Origin of the sequence: Exiguobacterium sp. SH4S7, assembly GCF_004336795.1 — a bacterium.
Lineage (GTDB): Bacteria > Bacillota > Bacilli > Exiguobacteriales > Exiguobacteriaceae > Exiguobacterium > Exiguobacterium aurantiacum_A.
Window position 1 is genome coordinate 719,134 of sequence record NZ_SJUT01000001.1, and the last position, 22,352, is coordinate 741,485.

21 protein-coding genes are annotated in these 22,352 nt (G+C 52.6%); 17 read left to right on the forward strand and 4 right to left on the reverse strand.

Annotated elements, in window-relative coordinates; translation table 11 throughout:
• The first annotated feature begins 2 nt into the window (after positions 1 to 2).
• The 4 genes from hflX (at position 3) to glnA (ending at position 4,430) form a co-directional block, all read left to right on the forward strand.
• On the forward strand, positions 3 to 1,247 hold the full coding sequence (hflX, locus tag EVJ29_RS03615; protein ID WP_070327140.1) for a GTPase HflX: 1,245 nt from the start codon (positions 3 to 5) through the stop codon (positions 1,245 to 1,247).
• Positions 1,248 to 1,250: 3 nt separating this feature from the next.
• Positions 1,251 to 2,546: a methionine gamma-lyase family protein gene (locus tag EVJ29_RS03620; protein WP_131439743.1), complete on the forward strand. Its 1,296-nt coding sequence runs from the start codon at positions 1,251 to 1,253 to the stop codon at positions 2,544 to 2,546.
• A gap of 93 nt (positions 2,547 to 2,639) precedes the next feature.
• A complete protein-coding gene (locus EVJ29_RS03625; RefSeq protein ID WP_131463640.1) occupies positions 2,640 to 3,044 on the forward strand; it encodes a MerR family transcriptional regulator in 405 nt (134 codons plus the stop codon).
• Between the two features lie 45 nt (positions 3,045 to 3,089).
• Positions 3,090 to 4,430 carry a type I glutamate--ammonia ligase gene (gene glnA / locus EVJ29_RS03630; protein ID WP_071397634.1) on the forward strand — a complete coding sequence of 447 codons (1,341 nt, stop codon included), beginning with the start codon at positions 3,090 to 3,092 and terminating at the stop codon, positions 4,428 to 4,430.
• A gap of 103 nt (positions 4,431 to 4,533) precedes the next feature.
• Here glnA and EVJ29_RS03635 read toward each other — a convergent pair whose 3' ends face one another.
• Entirely contained in the window at positions 4,534 to 4,974 is a 441-nt protein-coding gene (locus EVJ29_RS03635; protein ID WP_131463638.1) for a metal-binding protein, read from the reverse strand.
• A complete protein-coding gene (gene lexA, locus EVJ29_RS03640) occupies positions 4,974 to 5,594 on the reverse strand; it encodes a transcriptional repressor LexA (RefSeq protein ID WP_070327143.1) in 621 nt (206 codons plus the stop codon). Before lexA ends, EVJ29_RS03635 begins: the two co-directional genes overlap by 1 nt.
• 200 nt (positions 5,595 to 5,794) lie before the next feature.
• Between lexA and EVJ29_RS03645 the strand changes: the two genes are divergently transcribed.
• From EVJ29_RS03645 to EVJ29_RS03675, 7 genes are all read left to right on the forward strand, one after another.
• The gene (locus EVJ29_RS03645; protein WP_070327144.1) at positions 5,795 to 6,031 is read left to right on the forward strand and encodes a hypothetical protein; all 237 of its coding nucleotides are present in this window, start codon (positions 5,795 to 5,797) and stop codon (positions 6,029 to 6,031) included.
• Between the two features lie 73 nt (positions 6,032 to 6,104).
• A complete protein-coding gene (locus tag EVJ29_RS03650; protein ID WP_035386380.1) occupies positions 6,105 to 6,749 on the forward strand; it encodes a YneB family resolvase-like protein in 645 nt (214 codons plus the stop codon).
• A 60-nt stretch (positions 6,750 to 6,809) separates the two neighbouring features.
• The gene (locus tag EVJ29_RS03655; protein WP_070327145.1) at positions 6,810 to 7,043 is read left to right on the forward strand and encodes a DUF896 domain-containing protein; all 234 of its coding nucleotides are present in this window, start codon (positions 6,810 to 6,812) and stop codon (positions 7,041 to 7,043) included.
• 199 nt (positions 7,044 to 7,242) lie between these two features.
• Positions 7,243 to 9,234, forward strand: coding sequence for a transketolase (tkt, locus tag EVJ29_RS03660; RefSeq protein WP_070327146.1), 1,992 nt, complete (start codon positions 7,243 to 7,245; stop codon positions 9,232 to 9,234).
• 129 nt (positions 9,235 to 9,363) lie between these two features.
• The gene (locus EVJ29_RS03665; protein WP_070327147.1) at positions 9,364 to 9,597 is read left to right on the forward strand and encodes a YneF family protein; all 234 of its coding nucleotides are present in this window, start codon (positions 9,364 to 9,366) and stop codon (positions 9,595 to 9,597) included.
• Between the two features lie 122 nt (positions 9,598 to 9,719).
• The gene (locus EVJ29_RS03670) at positions 9,720 to 11,474 is read left to right on the forward strand and encodes an ABC transporter transmembrane domain-containing protein (RefSeq protein ID WP_131504722.1); all 1,755 of its coding nucleotides are present in this window, start codon (positions 9,720 to 9,722) and stop codon (positions 11,472 to 11,474) included.
• A complete protein-coding gene (locus EVJ29_RS03675; RefSeq protein ID WP_131504723.1) occupies positions 11,464 to 13,227 on the forward strand; it encodes an ABC transporter ATP-binding protein in 1,764 nt (587 codons plus the stop codon). Before EVJ29_RS03670 ends, EVJ29_RS03675 begins: the two co-directional genes overlap by 11 nt.
• Before the next feature lie 80 nt (positions 13,228 to 13,307).
• Here the strand turns inward: EVJ29_RS03675 and EVJ29_RS03680 are convergent, their stop codons facing one another.
• The gene (locus EVJ29_RS03680) at positions 13,308 to 13,487 is read right to left on the reverse strand and encodes an aspartyl-phosphate phosphatase Spo0E family protein (RefSeq protein ID WP_070327150.1); all 180 of its coding nucleotides are present in this window, start codon (positions 13,485 to 13,487) and stop codon (positions 13,308 to 13,310) included.
• Positions 13,488 to 13,676: 189 nt separating this feature from the next.
• Here EVJ29_RS03680 and EVJ29_RS03685 point away from each other — a divergent pair, with 189 nt between their 5' ends.
• Positions 13,677 to 14,375, forward strand: a complete 699-nt coding sequence (locus EVJ29_RS03685; protein WP_016510637.1) for a cytochrome c biogenesis CcdA family protein — start codon at positions 13,677 to 13,679, stop codon at positions 14,373 to 14,375.
• Between the two features lie 13 nt (positions 14,376 to 14,388).
• A complete protein-coding gene (locus EVJ29_RS03690) occupies positions 14,389 to 14,847 on the forward strand; it encodes a CcdC family protein (RefSeq protein ID WP_174545499.1) in 459 nt (152 codons plus the stop codon).
• A 45-nt stretch (positions 14,848 to 14,892) separates the two neighbouring features.
• Here EVJ29_RS03690 and EVJ29_RS03695 read toward each other — a convergent pair whose 3' ends face one another.
• Positions 14,893 to 15,324: a DUF2621 family protein gene (locus EVJ29_RS03695; protein WP_131504724.1), complete on the reverse strand. Its 432-nt coding sequence runs from the start codon at positions 15,322 to 15,324 to the stop codon at positions 14,893 to 14,895.
• A 180-nt stretch (positions 15,325 to 15,504) separates the two neighbouring features.
• On the opposite strand from EVJ29_RS03695, the gene EVJ29_RS03700 reads away from it, so the two are divergent.
• From EVJ29_RS03700 to EVJ29_RS03715, 4 genes are all read left to right on the forward strand, one after another.
• Complete coding sequence (locus EVJ29_RS03700) at positions 15,505 to 17,100, forward strand: peptide chain release factor 3 (RefSeq protein WP_131458805.1); 1,596 nt, start codon at positions 15,505 to 15,507, stop codon at positions 17,098 to 17,100.
• 202 nt (positions 17,101 to 17,302) lie between these two features.
• The gene (gene acnA / locus EVJ29_RS03705) at positions 17,303 to 20,017 is read left to right on the forward strand and encodes an aconitate hydratase AcnA (RefSeq protein WP_131489691.1); all 2,715 of its coding nucleotides are present in this window, start codon (positions 17,303 to 17,305) and stop codon (positions 20,015 to 20,017) included.
• Between the two features lie 106 nt (positions 20,018 to 20,123).
• A complete protein-coding gene (locus EVJ29_RS03710) occupies positions 20,124 to 20,612 on the forward strand; it encodes a DUF3939 domain-containing protein (RefSeq protein WP_131463629.1) in 489 nt (162 codons plus the stop codon).
• Positions 20,613 to 20,739: 127 nt separating this feature from the next.
• On the forward strand, positions 20,740 to 22,305 hold the full coding sequence (locus tag EVJ29_RS03715; RefSeq protein WP_131489692.1) for a BCCT family transporter: 1,566 nt from the start codon (positions 20,740 to 20,742) through the stop codon (positions 22,303 to 22,305).
• The last annotated feature ends 47 nt before the right edge of the window (positions 22,306 to 22,352 follow it).

Below are 22,352 nucleotides of genomic sequence, written 5' to 3' on the forward strand. Positions count from 1 at the left end.
ATATGGAACGAGAGAAAGTGATTATCGTCGGGTGTCAGCTACCGACCGTCGACGATTGGACATATGAACAATCGATGGGTGAACTCGTCGAGTTGGTCGATACAGCAAAAGGTGAGGTCGTCGCAAGACTCGACCAGAAACGGCAACAAGTCGACCGCCGGACGTTTATCGGGAAAGGGAAAGTCGAGGAGCTCGCCGTACTCATCGAACAGTTCGAGCCGGATATTGTCATCTTCAACGCTGAGCTGTCACCGGCCCAATCGAAAAACATTCGGATCTCGTTGAACGACCCGGACGAGATGAAATTGATCGACCGGACGCAACTTATCTTGGACATCTTCGCCGGACGGGCCCAGTCGAAGGAAGGGAAGCTCCAAGTCGAGCTCGCCCAGATGAACTACTTGCTCCCACGCCTGATCGGGCAAGGCACACAGTTGTCACGACTCGGAGGCGGGATCGGGACGCGTGGACCGGGTGAGACGAAACTTGAAAGTGACCGTCGTCACATCAAGCGCCGCATCGATGAGATCAAGAAGCAACTTGAAGGCACGGTCGCGCACCGTGACCGCTACCGTGTGCGCCGGAAAGAGAACCGTGTGTTCCAAGTCGCGCTCGTCGGTTACACGAACGCCGGCAAGTCGACGATTTTCAACCGTCTGACCGATGCCGACACATACGAACAGGACGAACTGTTCGCGACGCTCGACCCGCTCACGCGTGAGCTCGAACTGCCGCGCGGCGGGAAAGTGCTGATCACCGACACGGTCGGGTTCATCCGCGACTTGCCAACGAAACTCGTCGCCGCGTTCCGCTCGACGCTTGAAGAAGTGCTCGGGGCCGATCTCGTGCTTCATGTCATCGACGCGTCAAACCCGCACTACATGAACCAGATCGATACGACCAATTCGGTCTTGTCTGATCTCGGCGCGAGTGAGTTGCCGCAGCTCGAAGTGTACAACAAGAAAGATCGCTTGACGGCTGACTTCGTCGGTGGACCGCTCGTCATCTCGGCGCTCGACTCGGCCGATATCGAGACGCTCATCGGCGCGATCGAGGACAAGATTTCGGACGTGTTGACGAAAGTGCACGTCGTCTTGCCAGTCAGCTCGTTCGAACATTACCATCCGGCCAAAGATTCGATGTACCGGCTCGAGGAGAACTTCCTTGACGACGGCTCGGTCGAACTTGTCGGTTATATGAGAGAAGACACGCGTCTATATGCGACGCTGAAACCATTTGAGGTGTGAATGATGTGGCAAGAAAAGATTGAGCATTACGATGAATTGGCCCCGTTCGTCAAGCAAGCGGAACAACGGGTGAAACCTTATTTTGAAGCGATCGAGGAAACGGCGGAGTTCAACCAATACCGTGTCCTCGAATCGTTCAAGAAGCATAAAGTGTCGGATTTTCATTTCAATCCGACGACCGGGTACGGCTATGACGATATCGGGCGCGACACGCTCGAGTCGATCTATGCGGACGTGTTTGGGGCCGAACTCGCCCTCTGTCGTCCGCAAATCATCTCGGGGACACACGCGATCGGGATTGCCTTGTTCGGTGTGTTGTTACCGGGAGATGAACTCTTGTATATCACGGGTAAACCGTACGATACGCTCGAAGAGATCGTCGGCATCCGTGGCGACGGCCGCGGTTCATTGAAAGAACTCGGTGTCGGCTACGATACGGTCGAGTTGAAAGACGATCAAATCGATGTCGCGGCTGCGATCGAACGGATCCGCCCCGAGACGAAGCTCGTCGGCATCCAACGTTCGAAAGGGTACGCCAATCGACGCAGCATCCCAGTCACAGAAATCGGCGAGGCGATCGCGGCGATCAAAGCAGCGCACCCGCACGTGTTCGTCTTCGTCGACAACTGCTACGGCGAATTTGTCGAGACGATTGAGCCGACACATGTCGGGGCCGACCTCATGGCCGGTTCGCTCATTAAAAACCCGGGCGGTGGCTTGGCGAAGACGGGTGGCTATATCGCCGGGACGAAAGCATTGATCGAACGATGCTCGTTCCGGATGACGACGCCAGGCATCGGCAGCGAGGCCGGTCCGTCGCTCTATTCGCTGCAGGAGATGTATCAAGGCTTTTATATGGCGCCGCACACGGTCGCCCAAGCGTTGAAAGGGGCCCATTTGACGGCGAGCCTGCTCGGCCTGCTCGGTTTTGAAACCGATCCGCATTATACGTCACGGCGGACCGATTTGATTCAATCGGTCACGTTCCGCGACCGCGACAAGATGATCGCGTTCTGTCAGAGCATTCAGATGGCGTCCCCGGTCAACGCCCACGCACTGCCGGTACCGGCCTATATGCCAGGATATGAGGATGACGTCATCATGGCAGCCGGGACGTTCATCCAAGGTTCGTCGATCGAACTATCAGCGGACGGACCGCTCCGGGCACCGTACACGGCATACGTCCAAGGCGGCTTGACCTATGCGCACGTTAAAGTCGCGTTAATGCTCGCCTTGAGCCAATTGCGGACGAAAGGGCTCGTCACATTTGACCGTGAAAATTCAACTCAAACGTTGTAACCGAAATGTCATGTTAACTTTCTTAACATCTATTGACAGGAAAGTTGTCATGTATTATTCTCACATTGTGAGACAGAAAAGGAGGGGTAAGGGATGGCCGATCAATTTCGTCGCTCCAACCCGTTGTTTCCGATTGGGATCGTCCAAGATCTGACGCAACTGACAGGCAGGCAGATTCGATATTACGAAGAACAGGGTCTGGTTTCGCCTAGTCGGACGGAATCGAAACGACGACTTTATTCCTTTAATGATGTCGAACGTTTACTCGCAATCAAAGATTTCATTGACCAAGGCTTCAACTTGGCGGCGATTCGCCATATGCTCGACAACGACGGTGCCAAAGAGACAGAACAATCTGCTTCTACGGCCCCGCCAAGCGAACCGCCAAAGATTTCCGAGAAAGAGTTACATCAATTATTGAAAACGCAGCTTCAAGAAGCTGGTCGTTTCAATAAAACGTCGCTCATCCAAGGAGAGTTGTCACGTTTTTATCGATGACGCCAGTACACAAACCATTACACAATGTGAGAGGGGACTTTTACCATGGCCAGAAAAACGTTCACAAAAGAAGACATCAAACGGATCGCACAAGAAGAGGACGTACGCTTTATTCGTCTTCAATTCACGGATATCCTCGGTACGATTAAAAACGTCGAGGTGCCAATCAGCCAATTGGACAAAGCACTTGATAACAAGATGATGTTCGATGGCTCTTCAATCGAAGGGTTCGTACGCATCGAGGAATCAGACATGTACCTCTATCCAGACCTTAACACGTGGGTTGTCTTCCCATGGACAGACGGCAGCGGTAAAGTCGCTCGCTTAATTTGTGATATTTATAATCCGGACGGCACACCGTTCAGCGGTGACCCGCGCGGCATTTTGAAACGCAACCTCGAGCACATGCAAAAGCTCGGCTTCACAGCGTTCAACGTCGGACCAGAGCCAGAATTCTTCCTCTTCAAGAAAGACTTGAACGGACAGCCGACACTCGAATTGAACGACCAAGGCGGTTACTTCGACTTGGCACCGGTCGATTCAGGCGAGAACTGCCGTAAAGAAATCGTTATCGAGCTCGAAAACATGGGCTTCGAGATCGAAGCGTCACACCACGAAGTCGCACCAGGACAGCATGAAATCGACTTCAAATACGCGGATGCGGTAACGACTGCCGACAACATCCAAACGTTCAAACTCGTCGTCAAGACGATCGCGGCGAAGTATGGCCTTCACGCGACGTTCATGCCGAAACCACTCTTCGGTGTCAACGGTTCAGGGATGCATGCGAACATGTCACTCTTTAAAGGCGACACGAACGTGTTCTACGACCCGAACGGTGACATGGAGCTCTCGGATACGGCACGCGCCTTCACAGCTGGTATCCTTGAGCACGCACGTGCGTTCACGGCGATCTGTAACCCAACGGTCAACTCGTACAAGCGTCTCGTGCCTGGATACGAAGCACCATGCTACGTCGCATGGAGCGCTCGTAACCGTTCACCGCTCGTTCGTGTACCGGCTGCCCGCGGCCTCTCGACACGTATCGAAGTACGTTCGGTCGACCCGGCGGCGAACCCGTACCTCGCGCTCTCGGCCCTCTTGGCTTCTGGTCTTGACGGCATCGAGAAAGATTTGAAAGCACCGAAACCGATCGACAGCAACATCTACGTGATGGACAAGCCAGAGCGTGTTGCGAACGGGATCGACGATCTTCCGGCGACACTCTTCGACGCGCTCGAAGTACTCCGCGCCGACAAAATCGTCATGGATTCGCTCGGTGACCACATCGGCGAACACTTCCTCGAGTTGAAAGAGATCGAGTGGGACATGTTCCGCACGCAAGTAACAGAGTGGGAACGCGATCAGTACATGACGCTCTACTAAGTCGAATGAACTTGAAAAAACGCTCGATCCAGTTTCTTGGATCGGGCGTTTTTTTAGTCAAAACAAGCGACCACTCGAAATTGAGTGGTCGCTTGTTTTGGGATTAGAACGCACGCTTGAAAAACGTGGACGCGTAGTCGAGCGCCGTATGGAGTGTCGTCGCGAACACGAGACCGAGGAAGAACGGGATGCCGTTCAAGTCGAGCCACGTCTTCACAACCGCTTCATACGGAGTGAACGTAAGGATGAGCGCGAGCGGGAAGCCAAGGTAGATGACACGAATGAGATCGCTCAACACCGGCAAGTGCGACAGCGGAGACCGGTGCGGCATCAGCTTCACGTAAGGGAGCCAAAAGCCACGCAGCGGTCCCCACCGATAGTATGCATCCGATTTTAAATCGAGGTCCGGGGAGAGCCAGAACGTCCCGATAAGCGCACCGAGGAAAAGGGTAGTCGGGATATCGACATCAATAAAAGGCGTGGCAATCGCTAAAGCACCGATTGCCACGAGGTTCGTACGCGTATGTGTCTTGCCGCTAGCCATTAATGGATCGTCCGGTATACACCGATGACCTTCCCTAAAATGGATACGTTATCGAAATACATCGCCTCAAGTTCATCGTTCTCCGGCTGGAGTCGGACTTTCGACGCCTCTTTGTAGATCCGTTTGACGGTCGCCTCACCCTCGTCCGTCATCGCGACGACAATCTCTCCATTGTCTGCCGTGTTCTGTTGTCTCACGAGTACACGGTCTCCGTCGAGGATTCCGGCGTTGATCATCGAATCGCCAGAGACGGAGAGCATATACACGTTATCCGAACCGACGATATGGGCCGGGAGCGGGAAGTGTTCTTCCACGTTCTCGATCGCCGTGATCGGTGTTCCGGCCGTAACTTTCCCGATGACCGGGACGTACATGACCGTCTCACGCTCCTCGATTGACGGGGCGTCCTCGCTCAACACTTCGAGCGCACGCGGTTTTGTCTTATCGCGCCGAATCAATCCACGTTTTTCAAGACGGTCCAAGTGACCGTGCACGGTCGAGCTCGATGCGAGACCGACGGCTTCACCAATTTCTCGGACTGACGGCGGATAACCTTTCGTCCGAACTTCAGCTTTTATAAAATCAAGAATCTGTTGCTGTCTTGCTGACATTTTTTTCAATGGATTTCACCTCGTTTATGTCGAATAACCTGCGAACGCATCCTATTCTTTATGGATTTATTTTAACACAAGAACATATGAGCGTACAAACATTCGTTCGTTTTTTCTTGACCGAACAGAAGTTCTTGTTTTATGATGAGAACAGATAAACGAACAGACGTTCCTAAGAACGCATATTCTCATATTTGGAGGCGGTTCAAATGAAAGATACAATCAACGGATTCATATTGGTCGGAATGGTAGTGCTCGGGATGTTCGCCTTTTACTTAGTCGGCGAGTTTCGCCAAGGCGAAGTTGTCGAGCCGACAGTGATGACGGTCGAAAGAAGTATCGAACAAGAAGTTGCGTTCAACGAAGCGGAAACGCTCGAAGCCCAGCTGTTAGCGGAACGTGCGGAAAAAGAAGAACGGAAAACGACGTGGTTCGCCGCTGAATGATCGATTTGGATTGCGAACACCCGCTCATCCTGTGTATCGTAAAAGGATGACTGGAAAGAAAGGGAGTGACGAGATGCGAGTCGTCATTTATTGTCGCGTATCGACGAACAAGTCAACTCAGGAAACCTCGCTCACGAGGCAAGAAGCGGAATTGTTACAGATGGCCAAACGTCTCGATGCGGAAGTGATCGATGTGATCACCGAACAAGAGAGCGGTTTCGAGGTCAATCGGACGGGTCTGCTCGATCTGTTAGAGCATGTGTCGGCGTCAAAGCTCGATGCCGTGCTCGTGAGCGATGACAGTCGCCTCGGCCGAGGGAATGCAAAAATCGCCATCTTGCATACGCTCATGAAGCATAACGTCCGGCTGTTGACGATGCAGTCGTCCGACGAATACGTCGTCTCTGACGCCGAGAAGATGGTGCTTGAGATTGTCAGCGTCGTCGAGGAGTATCAACGGAAGATTCATAACGCCAAGATATCGCGCGGTATGCGCCGGGCGGTCGCGAACGGCTTCAACCCGCAACGCAACATTCAGCACCATGACCAAGGTGGGAGGAGCCGGATCGAAGTGCCGATCGAGGAGATCGTCCAACTTCGGGAGCGGGGGCTCACCTTCGCTGAGATCGCGGCCACGCTCCGCGGATTCGGCTACGAAGTCTCGAAAGCGACTGTGAACCGTCGCTATTTGGAACATGTGGCAGTGCCAGAAACTTGATTCCTGCGCCCTGATTTTGTACAGTAGAACTACAAATTCAGTAGAGAGGGGGCGAACCTCATGTTAGCACCCGAACAATTGGAGCGGATTAACTTCCTCGCCAACAAGGCAAAGACAGACGGCTTGTCACAACAAGAGATGGACGAGCAACAAGCGTTGCGTCAACAATATTTAAAAGCGTTCCGTCAATCGTTCAAATCCCAGATGATGGGCATGAAAGTCGTCGATCCGGAAGGCAACGACGTGACACCAGAAAAACTAAAAGACGAACAGAACCGACACCGTTCTGAATGAACTCGAATGCACATCCTATTTCGTATAGGATGTGCATGTTTGTTATACACGAAGCTCGATAAGGTTCGACCATTCCCTCGAAAACAGACGTATGGAAGTAAACGATTCCAATCAATGTGACATACTATTTAATTAGTTGTGACACACGATTGAGTGTGCTAAAATATGACGGGTAGAAACTTTCTTAACAACAGAGAGGATGAAATTAGTGGAAACAACTACTAAAGAATTATTAGCGATTAACTCGATTCGGACGCTCTCGATTGATGCTGTCCAACAAGCGAACTCAGGTCACCCAGGTATGCCGATGGGTGCGGCCCCGATGGCGTTCACGCTTTGGACAGACAAAATGCGTCACAACCCGAAAAACCCGAACTGGTTCAACCGCGATCGGTTCGTCCTTTCAGCGGGACACGGTTCGATGCTGTTGTACTCGCTGCTTCACTTGTCTGGTTACGACCTTTCACTCGACGACCTCAAGTCGTTCCGTCAAAAAGACTCGAAGACGCCAGGACACCCTGAGTATCGTCACACGGCTGGTGTAGACGCGACGACGGGACCACTCGGTCAAGGGATTGCGATGGCTGTAGGTATGGCAATGGCTGAGAAGCATTTGGAAGCAACATACAACCGCGACGAGTTCAACGTGGTTGACCACTATACGTTCGGAATTTGTGGAGACGGTGACTTGATGGAAGGTGTGTCGGCTGAGGCTGCCTCACTCGCCGGTCACTTGAAACTCGGTAAACTCGTCGTCTTGTATGATTCAAACGACATCTCGCTTGACGGGGATCTCCATAAGTCGTTCTCGGAAAGCGTAGAAGATCGATTCAACGCTTACGGATGGCAAGTCATTCGCGTCGAGGATGGAACGGACATCGATACGATCGCCAAAGCGATCGACGAGGCGAAAGCTGAGACGTCTAAACCGACGATGATTGAAGTGAAGACGGTCATTGGTTTCGGTTCACCGAATAAATCAGGTAAATCGGCATCACACGGCGCTCCACTTGGAGAAGCAGAAATCGAGCTCACGAAACAGTTCTATAAATGGGAAGGCGAGAACTTCTACGTCCCGAACGAAGTGTACGACTTGTTCAACGATAAAGTCGTTGAGCCTGGCGCTAAAGCTGAGTCGGATTGGAACGAGCTCGTCGCAGCCTACAAATCGGCTCATCCTGAACTCGGTGCTCAGTTCGAACGTGCGATGAACAACGAACTTCCTGAAGGTTGGGATAGCGAGTTGCCAACGTTTGAAGTCGGTTCGAAAAAAGCGACGCGCCAAACGAGCGGAGAAGTCTTGAACGCGATTGCGAAAGCGGTACCGACATTGTTCGGTGGATCGGCTGACCTCGCCGGCTCGAACAACACGATGATTAAAGGAGCGGCTGACTTCGACGAAGATCCGGCTGGCCGTAACATCTGGTTCGGTGTCCGTGAATTCGCAATGGCGGCAGCTGTCAACGGGATGGCACTTCACGGTGGCGTACTTCCTTACGGCGCAACGTTCTTCGTCTTCTCGGATTACCTCCGTCCAGCGGTCCGTCTCGCTGCACTCATGGGAATTCCGTCGACATTCGTTTTGACGCATGACTCGATCGCAGTCGGTGAAGACGGTCCGACGCACGAACCGGTCGAGCACTTGATGAGCTTCCGGGCGATGCCGAACTTGTCAGTTCTCCGTCCGGCAGACGGTAAAGAGACGATCGCCGCTTGGAAACAAGCGATCACGACGACGTCAGCTCCGTCACTTCTCGTCTTGACACGTCAAGCGTTGCCAGAACTCGTAGGAACATCTGTCGAAGACGCGGCGAAAGGTGCCTACGTCGTCGCAGGTAAGTCTAGCGAAGCGGACGTCCTTCTTCTCGGTACAGGCTCAGAAGTCCATGTCCTCGTCGAAGCACGCGAGCAACTCGCTGCTGAAGGCGTGAACGCTGCTGTCGTCTCAATGCCGTCATGGGAACTGTTCGAAGCCCAATCGGCAGAGTACAAGGAATCAGTTCTTCCTTCGTCGATCACGAAACGCGTCTCGCTTGAAGCAGGTTCGACGCTCGGATGGTACAAATACGTCGGATTCGGCGGTAAAGTGCTTGGAATCGACAAGTTCGGTGCCTCGGCTCCTGGAGACCTCCTCATGAAAGAATACGGCATGTCGGTCGAGAACGTCGTCGACGCTGTCAAATCACTATAATTATCATTAAAAACGTGTGATGGCCTAGACGATGTCTAGGTCATCACTTTTTTTTCTGACGACTAGCGAATTAGCGCAATATAGTGTATAGTAAAAAACGATGTTTCATATGGTAGAGGAGGTAAAACCTTGAGTACATTTATTTGGATTCTTCTTGTCGTGGCAGCACTTATCGGGGGTATCGCGATCGGGTTCTTCATCGCTCGTAAATACATGATGAACTACCTTGAACAGAACCCACCAATCAACGAAGACATGATTCGTACGTTAATGATGCAGATGGGTCAAAAGCCGTCACAGAAAAAAGTCAACCAAGTGATGCGTGCCATGAACGTTCAAGCGAAGAACGAAAAAAAATCATAATGAGTCACCGAAGCACTTCGCACCCGCGAAGTGCTTTTTTATTCATCTTTTGTTCGACAATCGAACAAACTTTCGCTACCATAAATGAATAGTCTTATTTCAAGATATAGGGGGCGTTTCAGATTCGTGTATTTAAACAATTAGCTTGGTTCTTCAGGCTCGAATGGCGGACGTATGCAGTCGGTATCGTCTTGCTCATGTTTGTCGCCGCACTCGAGCTCATACCGCCGCGCATCATCGGTCGAGTCATCGATGGGATGAACCAAGGTTCGCTCGAAGCGGACTTGCTGTGGATGCTGTTAGGAGGCCTTGCGGCTGTCGGGATCGGAAACTATGTGGCGCGCTTTTTTTGGCGCTATTTCATTTTCGGGGCCTCGATCCGGCTCGGACGCCTGCTCCGGAGCCAACTGTATCGTCACTTCACGGATTTGGATCAACGGTTTTATAAAAAGTCGCGTGTCGGCGATTTGATGGCGCACGCGACGAACGATGTCCAGGCTGTCTCGACGACGGCGGGGGCGGGTATTTTGACGCTCGTCGACAGTGTGACGATGGGTACGTTCGTCATCATCACGATGGTGACGACGATCAGCTGGAAGCTGACGGTCGTCGCTTTACTGCCGCTGCCGATCATGGTCATTTTGACGACACGATATGGAAAGATGCTCCATAGCCGGTTCGGTGTCGCCCAAGCGGCATTTTCCGAATTGAATGACAAGGTTCAGGAGAGTGTGAGTGGGGTTCGCGTCTTGAAATCGACCGGGGAAGTCGACCACGACGTCGAATCGTTCGAGAAGTTGTCAGATGAAGTCATGGCAAAAAACGTCCGTGTCGCTAAAATTGACGCCTTGTACGACCCGACAATCTTCGGGATCGTCGGATTATCTTACATATTGTCGATCGGCTACGGGGCCTACTTGATTGAACAAGGCGAGCTCACGATCGGTCAAATCGTCAGTTTTACCGCTTATCTTAGTCTGCTCACTTGGCCGATGCTCGCCTTCGGTTGGTTGTTCAATATCGTCGAACGTGGTCGGGCTTCGTACGACCGGATCGAGCGCATGCTCGCCATCAAGCCGGAGATCCAAGACGATCCGATGGCTTCGACGAAACTGGATCATTCCGAGCTCGAGGCGGATATCGGTTCGTTCCGTTATGACGATACGACCGTGCTGCGTGATGTCACGTTCCGGATCGAGCGTGGCAAGACACTCGGGATTGTCGGTCGGACCGGTTCTGGTAAGACGACGATCGTTCGATTGTTGACCCGTGAATATGACGTGACCGACGGTAAAATCAAAATCGGCGGCGTCAATGTTCGTCAAGTCAAAAAATCACTTCTACTAGATAAAGTCGCCCTCGTCCCGCAAGACCACTTCCTGTTCTCGGATTCGATTGCGAGCAATATCGCCTTCGGAAAACCGGAAGCAAAAATGGATGAGATCATGGAGGCTGCCAAAATCGCCGAAGTGCATGACGACATCTTACGGTTGCCGGAAGGGTATGCCACGCTCGTCGGGGAACGCGGCGTAACGCTCTCGGGGGGACAGAAGCAACGTATCTCGATTGCCCGGGCGCTTATGATCGAGGCCGATCTATTAATCCTTGATGACGCGTTGTCCGCCGTCGATGCGAAGACGGAAGAAGCCATCATCGAACATTTCCGTGTCGGCAATCCGGAGCAATCTCGATTGATCGTCGCCCACCGTCTGTCGGCAGTGGAGCATGCCGATGAGATTCTCGTACTCGCTGATGGCCAAGTCATTCAGCGAGGCCGACACAACGATCTCATCCGAGAACCGGGCTGGTACAAAGAAACGTACGACCGCCAACAACTTGAGGCGATCGTGGAAGGAGGGGGCCACCATGAAGCATGATATTCAAGAATGGGCGGTCATCAAGCGGTTATTGGCCTATACGAAACGATACGGCCGGCCGCTCAGCCTCGCCTTCGTCTTTTTGCTTCTTGCGACGGGAGCGAAGCTTGCCGGACCGTTTTTAATCAAAGTGTTCATCGATGAGTTCGTGACACCGGGCGTCTATCCGACGAATTGGGTCGTCACGCTGCTCGTCGTCTATATGGTGTTACACATCTCAGCCGTCATCTTCGACTATTTACAATCGATTGCGTTTCAGAAGATCGCCCTTAAAATCGTCCAAAATATTCGAATGGACATCTTCCGCCATGTGATGGGGCTGCGTCTCGCCTATTTCGACCGGACGCCGGCGGGTGTGCTCGTCTCCCGGATCACGAACGACACGGAAGCGGTGAAAGAGTTGTACGTCGGCGTGATGAGCACGTTCGTCCAGTCGGGCGTTCAATTGCTCGGGACGTACATCTTCCTGTACATTTTAGAGCCGACGCTTGCCACGATCGGGCTCGTCCTCCTCCCGTTGTTTTGGCTCATCATTTGGGCGTATCGCCGGTACTCGACTAAATACTTTGCCCAAGTCCGTGATTTGTTATCGCAACTGAACGCGCAGTTGAGCGAGTCGATCAACGGTATGGGTATCGTTCAACAATTCCGTCAAGAAGAGCGTCTCGTCCGTCAATTCGAAGCGACGAACGAGGCGCATCAAGAAGCACGCTTCAAAAACTTGAAGCTCGATAGTATGTTGCTCCGCCCGATCATCGAGCTGTTGCTTGCGTTCTCGATCATCGGTTTGCTCGGCTACTATGGCTTCCTGTCGATGACGGAACAAGTTCAAGTCGGGGTCGTCTATGCGTTCATCAGTTACATCGAGCGCATTTTCCGCCCCGTGCTCGATATCATGCAACGGCTGAGTGAGTTCCAACAAGCGGTCGTCTCGGCAGACCGCGTCTTCAAAGTGCTCGACACCGATGAACCGGCGCCAGGAAAAAGTCTCTCTGGCGAGGCAGCAATCGGGGCAGGAGAAGTGCGGTTTGACGATGTCACGTTCAGTTATGACGGGGAAGTCGATGTTTTGAAGAACATCTCATTCGTCGCCAAGCCGGGTGAGACGGTCGCGCTCGTCGGTCACACGGGGAGCGGGAAAAGCTCGATCATCAACTTGCTCACTCGGTTTTATCCGTATGAAGGGGGACGGATCACCATCGACGGACACCCGCTCGAACAGTTCGAGGAAGTGGAACTTCGCGATAAGATCGGTCTCGTCTTACAAGACCCGTTCCTGTTCAGTGGCACGATTGAAGATAATTTAAAATTGTTCAACCCGACAGTTGATTCCGATAAAGTACGCCAGTCGGCGGAGTTTGTCCAAGCCAATACGTTCATCGAAAAACTCGAGACGGGGTATGGTCACACAGTCGGCGAACGGGGAGCGACGTTCTCGAGCGGGGAACGGCAGTTGCTCGCCTTCGCCCGAACGGTCGCCCGTGATCCGAAAATCCTGATCTTGGACGAGGCGACGAGCTCGATCGACACGGAGACGGAGGAGCGGGTACAGTTCGCCCTCGACCGGATGCGTCGTGGACGAACGACGATCGCGATCGCCCACCGCTTGTCGACGATACAGGATGCCGACTTGATTCTTGTCTTACATCGCGGCGAGATCGTCGAACGGGGCAATCATCAGGCCTTATTGAAGCATGATGGATTGTACAAAAAAATGTACGAGTTACAATCAGGACAACGTCTGATGTCATAATTTGCAAAGGACACCCGTAGGGGTGTCCTTTTTCCATGGAAAAAGCTCGCCACTAGAAAGTGACGAGCTGGAGTTGATGATCAATTTAAGTTGTCTGCTAGGTGTTTCGAGAGGACGTGAGACGTGATTAACGTGTCTAGCTCTTGGCTGACATGAATCACTTCTGGAGACGTCCAACTGTACTGCGAGGCGATTTCATACAGTTCATCGCGTTTTTGTTCAATGGCATAGTGTAAGGTTTCAGCTGTGATGACCGCCACGGTATTTCCCCCATCATATTAAAATAGAACCTGGTGAAGTAGAATATCCAAATCTTAGCATTCAACACTACACATCACAAGTTACATTTCCATTTCAATGATTACAAAATCGGACGAAGTGGACGGAGAAAAGATGCGAGCATTTTGAAATGGTTTTCGCTATAATGGGGCTGAAAGGTGGAAAAACGCATGGAAGTCACTTTATGGCTCGCTTTTGGGGCGGGCGTCTTGTCTTTTTTATCACCGTGTACGCTGCCGCTCTATCCGGTCTTTTTGTCGTATATCACAGGGGTATCTGTCTCTGACTTGAAAAGCGAAGGGCTCCGGCAACGGACGGCTTGGTTTCATACGTTCTCATTCTTATTCGGATTCTCAATCGTCTTTCTCGTCCTCGGTTTATCAACTTCGTTGATCGCCGACTTCTTCATTCAATTTAAAGATAGTCTACGCATGTTCGGGGCAATCCTTATTTTTGTGTTCGGGGTCTTTTTAGCGGGGCTATGGCAACCGCGCTTCATGATGCGCGAAAAGAAACTCGCACTTGGAGAACGGAAGAGCGGGTATTTTGGGACCGTGTTGATCGGAATCGGGTTCGCAGCCGGATGGACGCCGTGCACAGGACCGATTCTCGCCGGGGTGATCGCACTGGCTGCGTCTAACCCGAGCCAAGGCATGGGGTATATGCTCGCTTACGTCATCGGGTTCTCGATCCCGTTTCTCGTCATGGCCGGCTTCGTCGGCAAAATCAAATATTTGGCGCGCAACAGCGCGAAAGTAACAAAGTTCGGAGGCTATTTGATGATGGCTTTCGGAGTCGTATTATATTTTGATGGAATGAACCGCTTCGCTGCCTGGATGAGCGAACTAGTGGGATTCACCGGATTCTAAAGGGGCTGACCATATGTCGATATTTTGGGGATCGACTCTCGTCGCACTGCTGATGGGGGTCATCGCGAGTTTCGTTCGCGTGAAGGCATCAGCCCGACCGACGAATGCGAAAAAAATCTTGATTCCACCGCTCGCGATGTCGACGGGCATGCTTCAATTTTTAGTGCCGGCTTTTCGTCTGACATGGCTCGAAGTCGGTGAGGCGCTTGTCGTAGGCTTGATTTTTAGTATCTTTTTGATCAAGACGTCCAATTTCGAAAAACGTGATGGTGAGGTTTATTTATCCCGCTCGAAAGCGTTTTTCATCGTCGTCTTCGCCTTACTCGCGATCAGGACGGTCATGAAAGCGTTCCTCGGCGATGAGGTCAACATTTTCGCGACGGGCGGCTTGTTCTATTTGATCGCCTGGGGCATGATCGTGCCGTGGCGGATCGCCATGTATCAAAAATATAAGCGCATCGCGACGACATAAACAACGGCATACCTCGAGCGAGGTATGCCGTTGTTTTTCGAATCTTCACTGTTGGAAATAACGCTTATAAGTCATCCAATCGATTTGCTCTTCTTCAAGCGCTTTCTTCAAAAACTTGTGGTCCCGCTTCGGTGTGGCGGCGATATATCCTTTGACGACGAGTTCCGTCGTCATCACTTTCGCTCTCGATTCGAGCGCGAACTGTCCGATCTTGCCGGCGATCTTGCGAATGGCGACATCGCGGAACAGCTCAGGCACTGGTGTGACGAGCCGATCGAGTAGCGTCCGTGTCTCGGGCGTCCACAGGTGGCGTGTCTTCGCGATGTAATCGTCCTCGACATCTAGGAGAGAGCGGCCGTCTTCTTTCGGCATCCGTTTTAAAAACTTACGGAACATGAAGTATCCGCCGATCGTCATCAACCCGATCATCACAAATCCCCAGAAGACAATGAAATACATCATCAAGTTTTCTGGCATCGTCTTTCCCCCGTTCTTTCATTTCACAATCATTCAAGCTTAGTATACAAAAAAGACCGCGAATACAAAAGCATGAGCATCCTATAATGATGGACGAAACGACACCGTTTCGTTAGAATAGAGAGCGTTGCAGTCAGAAATGAGAATGAAGTTGAAAGTCTGGAAGGGAAAGGACAATATATGAACCAATTAAAACAAGAAGTAGAGAAACGCCGCATTTTCGGCATCATCTCCCACCCGGATGCCGGTAAGACGACACTCACGGAGAAATTGCTCTTACACGGGGGAGCGATCCGCGAGGCGGGGACGGTCAAAGCCCGCAAAAACTCAAAACACGCCAAGTCCGATTGGATGGAGATCGAGAAACAACGGGGCATCTCTGTCACGTCGTCTGTCATGCAGTTCGTCTATCGCGACAAGGTCGTCTCGATCATGGACACGCCGGGTCACAACGACTTCGGAGAAGACACGTACCGCGTCTTGACGTCTGTCGACAGCGCGGTCATGGTCATCGATGCCGCCAAAGGGATCGAGACACAGACGAAGAAATTATTCCAAGTCTGTCGTATGCGTGGTATCCCGATCTTCACGTTCATGAACAAGTTGGACCGTCAGGCGAAAGATCCGCTCGAGCTCATGGAAGAACTTGAAGAAGTGCTCGGTATGCCTTCGGTCGCCGTCACATGGCCAATCGGCAGCGGGATGCAGTTCGAAGGTGTGTTCGATCGTATCAAGAACGAAATCCACTTGTTCCGTGGCGAGAAAGGCAAGCTCACGTTGAACGAGGACGGGGTCAACGATCCTGTGCTCGCCGACTACTTGACAGAAGAAAACTTGACGAACTTGCGCGACGAGATCGACCTGTTAGACGGTGCCGGCAACGACATCGACGTCGAGGCGATCCAATCAGGTAAGCTGACACCTGTCTTCTTCGGTACGGCGCTCGTCGACTTCGGGGTGACGTCTTTCTTAGACCACTACCTCGATATGTCGCCGGCCCCAGAGGCCCGTAAATCGAACGTCGGTCCGATCGACCCGACGTCTGAAGACTTCAGTGGTTTCGTCTTCAAGATTCAAGCGAACATGAACCCGGCCCACCGTGACCGCATCGCCTTCGTCCGCATCTGTTCGGGTGTGTTCGAACGGGGAATGGACGTCACGTTGACGCGGACCGGCAAGAAAATCAAACTGAGTCAATCGACGCAGTTGATGGCCAACGACCGGGAGACTGTCGATAAGGCGTTTGCCGGTGACGTCATCGGGATCTACGATTCTGGGACGTACCAAATCGGTGACACGATCACGACGTCGAAGCAAAAGATCGCGTTCGAGGCGTTGCCGACGTTCCCGCCGGAATTGTTCATGCGCGTCTCGCCGATCAACTCGCTCAAGTCGAAACACTTCCACAAAGGTGTCGAGCAACTCGCCCAAGAAGGAGCGATCCAAGTGTACCGCAACGAGTATAACGAAATTTATCTCGGCGCGGTCGGTCAACTCCAGTTCGAGGTGTTCGAATATCGTCTCAATAACGAGTACGGGGTCGACATCCGGATGGAGCCGGTATCGTACAGTGTCGCTCGCTGGGTGAAAGACAAAGAATTGAAGGCGCTCAAGCCGTTCCAAGACTCACGGAACATGCTCGTGACCGACCGTTGGGAACGCCCTGTGTTCTTGTTCGCCAACGAGTTCACGTTTGACCGTTTCAAAGAACGCTATGAAGATGAGTTGACGCTCGTCGACGCACTCGATGTCAATGTCGAGATCGGTGCCGAATAAGCTAGATTGTAAAGACGGCCTTAGATGGCCGTCTTTTTTTTCGTGTTTTGAGACGATTGGAGTAAATGATAAGTTTTACTTATGACTAATTTGTGACGGAATGTATTTTACGTCGCGCTATAGTTGTATTATGATAAACATGTGATAAGTAAGCGATTACGGCAACTGCTGTGGTCGTCGCTTTCAAAAAGGGGGAAATTGTATGGAACAGACGAACGTAGTAGACGCTTTTTCATCTCGGACACAGTTCGAGGTCAACGGACAAGCTTACGATTATTACCGGCTTAAAAAGTTAGAGGAAGATGGGGTGACGGAACTCAGCCGCCTCCCGTATTCGATTCGCGTCTTGCTCGAATCAGTTTTGCGTCAACAAGACGGTCGTGCCATCACGAAAGAACACGTCGAGAACTTGGCAAAATGGGGTACTGCCGGAGTCTCGAAAGACATTGACGTACCGTTCAAACCGGCTCGCGTCGTCTTGCAAGACTTTACGGGTGTCCCGACTGTCGTCGACCTCGCTTCACTTCGTAAAGCGATGGCTGACCTTGGTGGCGACCCGAACAAGATCAACCCGGAAATCCCGGTCGATCTCGTCGTCGACCACTCGGTCCAAGTCGATGCCTACGGATTCGCCGGCGCGCTCATGAAAAACATGGACATCGAGTTCGAGCGGAACGAAGAGCGTTACAAATTCTTGCGTTGGGCTCAGACTGCGTTTGACAACTACCGTGCCGTACCACCGGCGACGGGAATCGTTCACCAAGTCAACCTCGAGTACTTGGCGTCGGTCGTGCTTGAAAAGAATGATGGGACAGGTAATGTCGCGTATCCAGATTCACTCGTCGGAACGGATTCGCACACAACCATGATCAACGGACTCGGTGTCCTCGGCTGGGGCGTCGGCGGAATCGAAGCCGAAGCGAGCATGCTCGGCCAACCGTCATACTTCCCGGTACCAGACGTCGTCGGCGTCAAGATCATCGGTGAGGTCAACCCAGGTGTCACAGCGACAGACGTCGCGCTCGTCGTGACCGAGATGCTTCGTAACGAGAAAGTCGTCGGCAAGTTCGTCGAGTTCTTCGGACCGTCGCTCCACACGATGCCGCTCTCTGACCGGGCGACGATCGCCAACATGGCGCCTGAGTACGGGGCGACTTGCGGCTTCTTCCCGGTCGATACGGAAACGTTGAACTACATGCGTACGACAGGTCGCTCAGAAGAGTTGATCGACCTCGTCGAGGCGTACTCGAAAGCGAACGACATGTTCTACACACCTGATCAAGCCGATCCGGCGTTCACAAAGACGCTCACACTCGACTTGTCTAAAGTAGAACCTTCACTCGCAGGCCCGAAACGTCCGCAAGACCGCATCAACTTGTCTGACTTGCATACGGCGTTCATCGACAGCTTGAGCGCACCGGCCGGACACAGCGGCTTCGGTCTCGACCGTGCCGAGCTCGACAAGAAAGCTGCCATCCATTATGAGGATGGATCGGTCGACATGCAGACGGGTGACGTCGCGATCGCGGCGATCACGAGCTGTACGAACACGTCGAACCCTTACGTCATGGTCGGCGCTGGCCTCGTGGCCAAGAAAGCCGTCGAACGTGGACTCACGGTACCGAAATACGTGAAGACGTCGCTCGCCCCGGGCTCGAAAGTCGTTACTGACTACCTCGATAAAGCCGGACTCACGACGTACCTCGACCAGCTCGGGTTCAACACGGTCGGTTACGGCTGTACGACATGTATCGGGAACTCTGGGCCGCTCGACCGCGAAGTCGAAGAGACGATCACGTCGAACGATCTTCTCGTGTCGTCCGTGCTCTCGGGTAACCGTAACTTCGAAGGCCGCGTCCATCCGCTCGTCAAAGCGAACTTCTTGGCGTCACCGCCACTCGTCGTCGCTTACGCGCTCGCAGGGTCGGTCAACTTCGACATCATGAACGAATCATTCGGGACGGATAAAGACGGCAACGAAGTCTTCTTCAAAGACATCTGGCCGTCAAACGATGAGATCAAGATGGTCGTCCAAGACGTCGTCTCGCCGGAAGCGTTCCGTAAAGAGTACGACACGGTGTTCACGGGCAACGAACGTTGGAACGCACTCGCCGTCCCAGAAGGTAACTTGTACGACTTCTCGGACGACTCGACGTACATCCAAAACCCGCCGTTCTTCGAAAACCTCGAACCGGAAGCGGGCGTTGTGCTCCCACTTAATGGTCTTCGTGTCATCGGTAAGTTCGCCGATTCGGTTACGACTGACCACATCTCGCCGGCAGGAGCGTTCTCGAAGACGACACCAGCTGGGCAATACCTGCAGTCGAAAGGCGTCGCGCCGCTCGACTTCAACTCATACGGGTCGCGTCGTGGTAACCACGAAGTGATGATGCGCGGTACGTTCGCGAACATCCGTATCCGTAACCAAGTCGCGCCTGGCACAGAAGGCGGATACACGACGTACTGGCCGACAGGTGAGATCATGCCGATGTATGATGCGGCTATGAAATATAAAGAGCAGGGCACAGGCTTGATCGTGCTCGCCGGAAACGACTATGGCATGGGCTCGTCGCGTGACTGGGCAGCCAAAGGTACGAACCTGCTCGGTATTCGTGCCGTCATCGCCCAAAGTTTCGAACGGATTCACCGTTCAAACCTCGTCATGATGGGTGTGTTACCGCTCCAGTTCATGGACGGTGAGTCTGCGGAGTCACTCGGACTGACAGGCGAAGAGGCACTCGATATCCAAGTCGATGAGTCGGTACGTCCGCGCGACATCTTGAACGTCACGGCCACGCATGAAAACGGCACGGTGACATCGTTCAAAGTCGTCGCCCGCTTCGACTCGGAAATTGAGATCGACTACTACCGTCACGGCGGGATCCTCCAGATGGTCCTCCGTAACAAATTGAAATAAGCGTCAGACCTTCCTTTGAAAAAAGGAAGGTTTTTTTCGTGAATATGCGAATATAAGGTGAGATGGTCAAAGATAACGGGAAAGGAACGGGGAGAGGGGGGAGTGTATGGAGCGACAAACACGGTCAGGTAAAAATTGGTGGCAGCGTCTGACGCAAAAAGAAGACGTGGTCGAGCAAGAAGTCGATATCACGTTGCCGCAGCTACGAGAAGCCATTCATGAGTATGAACAGACGTTACCGAAAGGGGTCAACCGGACGGTGCTGTTGGACGAGTCCCAAGAGATCGATCTCGGACGTTTGAAACGTCACTTGCCTGGCAAGCCAAGACAGCGGTTTTACATGTCAAAAGAGACGTTCCACATCGCCCCAGAGGACGAGCGTGACGTCGTCTATGAGATGGACCAGGTGCAGCGGGCGCTCGACTTATATTTCGAGCAAGAAAAAAAATTACCGCTACGTAAATTCCAACAGACGGCGCAACTTGATTTGACGCGTCTGCGTGAAGGCGGCTATTTGAAAGTGTTGCCAAAACGGCCCTATTACGTCGTCGATGAGACGTTGATCGTATCGTTAGAACCGAAGTCGACCGAGTGACGAGATTCCATCGTCACTTTTTTCATCGCGACACGAGCGAACACGTTTTCGGGTTGTGCCGAGATTGTAAACTGTGTTAGGGTGGAAAACGTATATGAAAATAAGAAAATTGAATAGGAGTGAGATTATGGAAAGAGAAAGTCGAGTGACGACCGTATTTATCGTATCAGCCATCATTACGGTCCTCTTTACGATTTGGGGAATCTTCCCTGAAAGCTTGCTCGGAAACGCAAGCTTGATCAACGTGACGACGAAACTGCAAGGTTTGCTCTCGAACGGGATGGGCTGGTTCTACCTGCTCAGCGCGACCGGGATTTTACTCGTCGCGATTTTTTTAATCTTTTCGCGCTTCGGGTCGATTCGGCTCGGAAAAGATACAGACCGACCAGATTTTGGATATTTGACATGGTTCGCCATGCTGTTCAGTGCCGGGATGGGAATTGGTCTCATCTTCTGGGGAGCGGCGGAACCGTTGCTTCACTTCCATGCGCCACCATTCGAGTCGCCGACGCCGGAAGGTGATGCGCGCACGGCGATGCGTTACGCCTTCTTCCATTGGGGCTTCCACCCATGGGCGATTTATGCGATGATCGCTCTCGCCATCGCCTACTCGACGTTCCGCAAAGGGCGTCCGGCGACGATCGGGGAGACGATCGGTTCACTCGTCAATGACCGCTATGAACGTCCGGTCAAACAGACGGTCGACATTTTGGCCGTCGTCGCAACAGCGTTTGGGGTCGCGACGTCACTTGGATTCGGTGCCCAGCAGATTGCCGGTGGGCTTCACTACTTAATTCCAGGCGTACCGAACGCGTTCTCGACGCAGTTGATCATCATCGCCGTCGTGACGGTGCTGTATATGTTCAGTGCCTCGACCGGATTAGATAAAGGGATTCGTATTCTCAGTAACACGAACATCTTCCTAGCCATTGTCTTGCTCGTCGCGACGCTCATCGCCGGACCGAGCGCGTTCATTCTCGACTTGTTCACGCAGACAATCGGGACGTACTTGCAACAATTGCCGACGACGAGCTTCCGAACGGGTGCTTTTGAACCGGTCGAGCGCGAGTGGATCAACGGCTGGACGATCTTCTACTGGGCGTGGTGGATCTCATGGTCACCGTTCGTCGGGACGTTTATCGCCCGTGTCTCAAAAGGTCGGACGATCCGTGAGTTCATCATCGGAATCTTGCTCGTGCCGACATCGTTCGGACTGCTTTGGTTCTCTGTCTTCGGCGGATCGGCCATTTGGGCTGACTTGTTCGGCGGGGCGAACTTGATCGACGCGGTCAACGAGATCGGAACGGAAGTCGGACTGTTCGCCTTGTTCGAGACGTTCGGTGGATTCGGGACGGTGCTCAGCATCGTCGCCATCTTCTTGATCTCGACGTTCTTCATCACATCAGCCGACTCGGCGACATATGTGCTCGGGATGTTGACGACAGGAGGGAAACTCATCCCGCCGATGCGGATCAAGTTGATTTGGGGCTTCATCCAATCATCGATCGCAGCCGTGCTCTTGTATGCGGGTGGTCTCGGCGCGCTTCAAGCCGTCGCGATCCTTGTCGCCTTCCCGTTCATCTTCGTGCTGATTCTGATGATTGTCGCCTTGTTCAAGGACTTGGCCGATGAACCGGACGAACGGGATAAGTGGATTGAAAGCTATAAGCGTGATGAAGATAAACTTGGATAAAATTATAGGGTCTCAGTCGAGGCCCTTTTTTTAGTTGTAAATGTTTT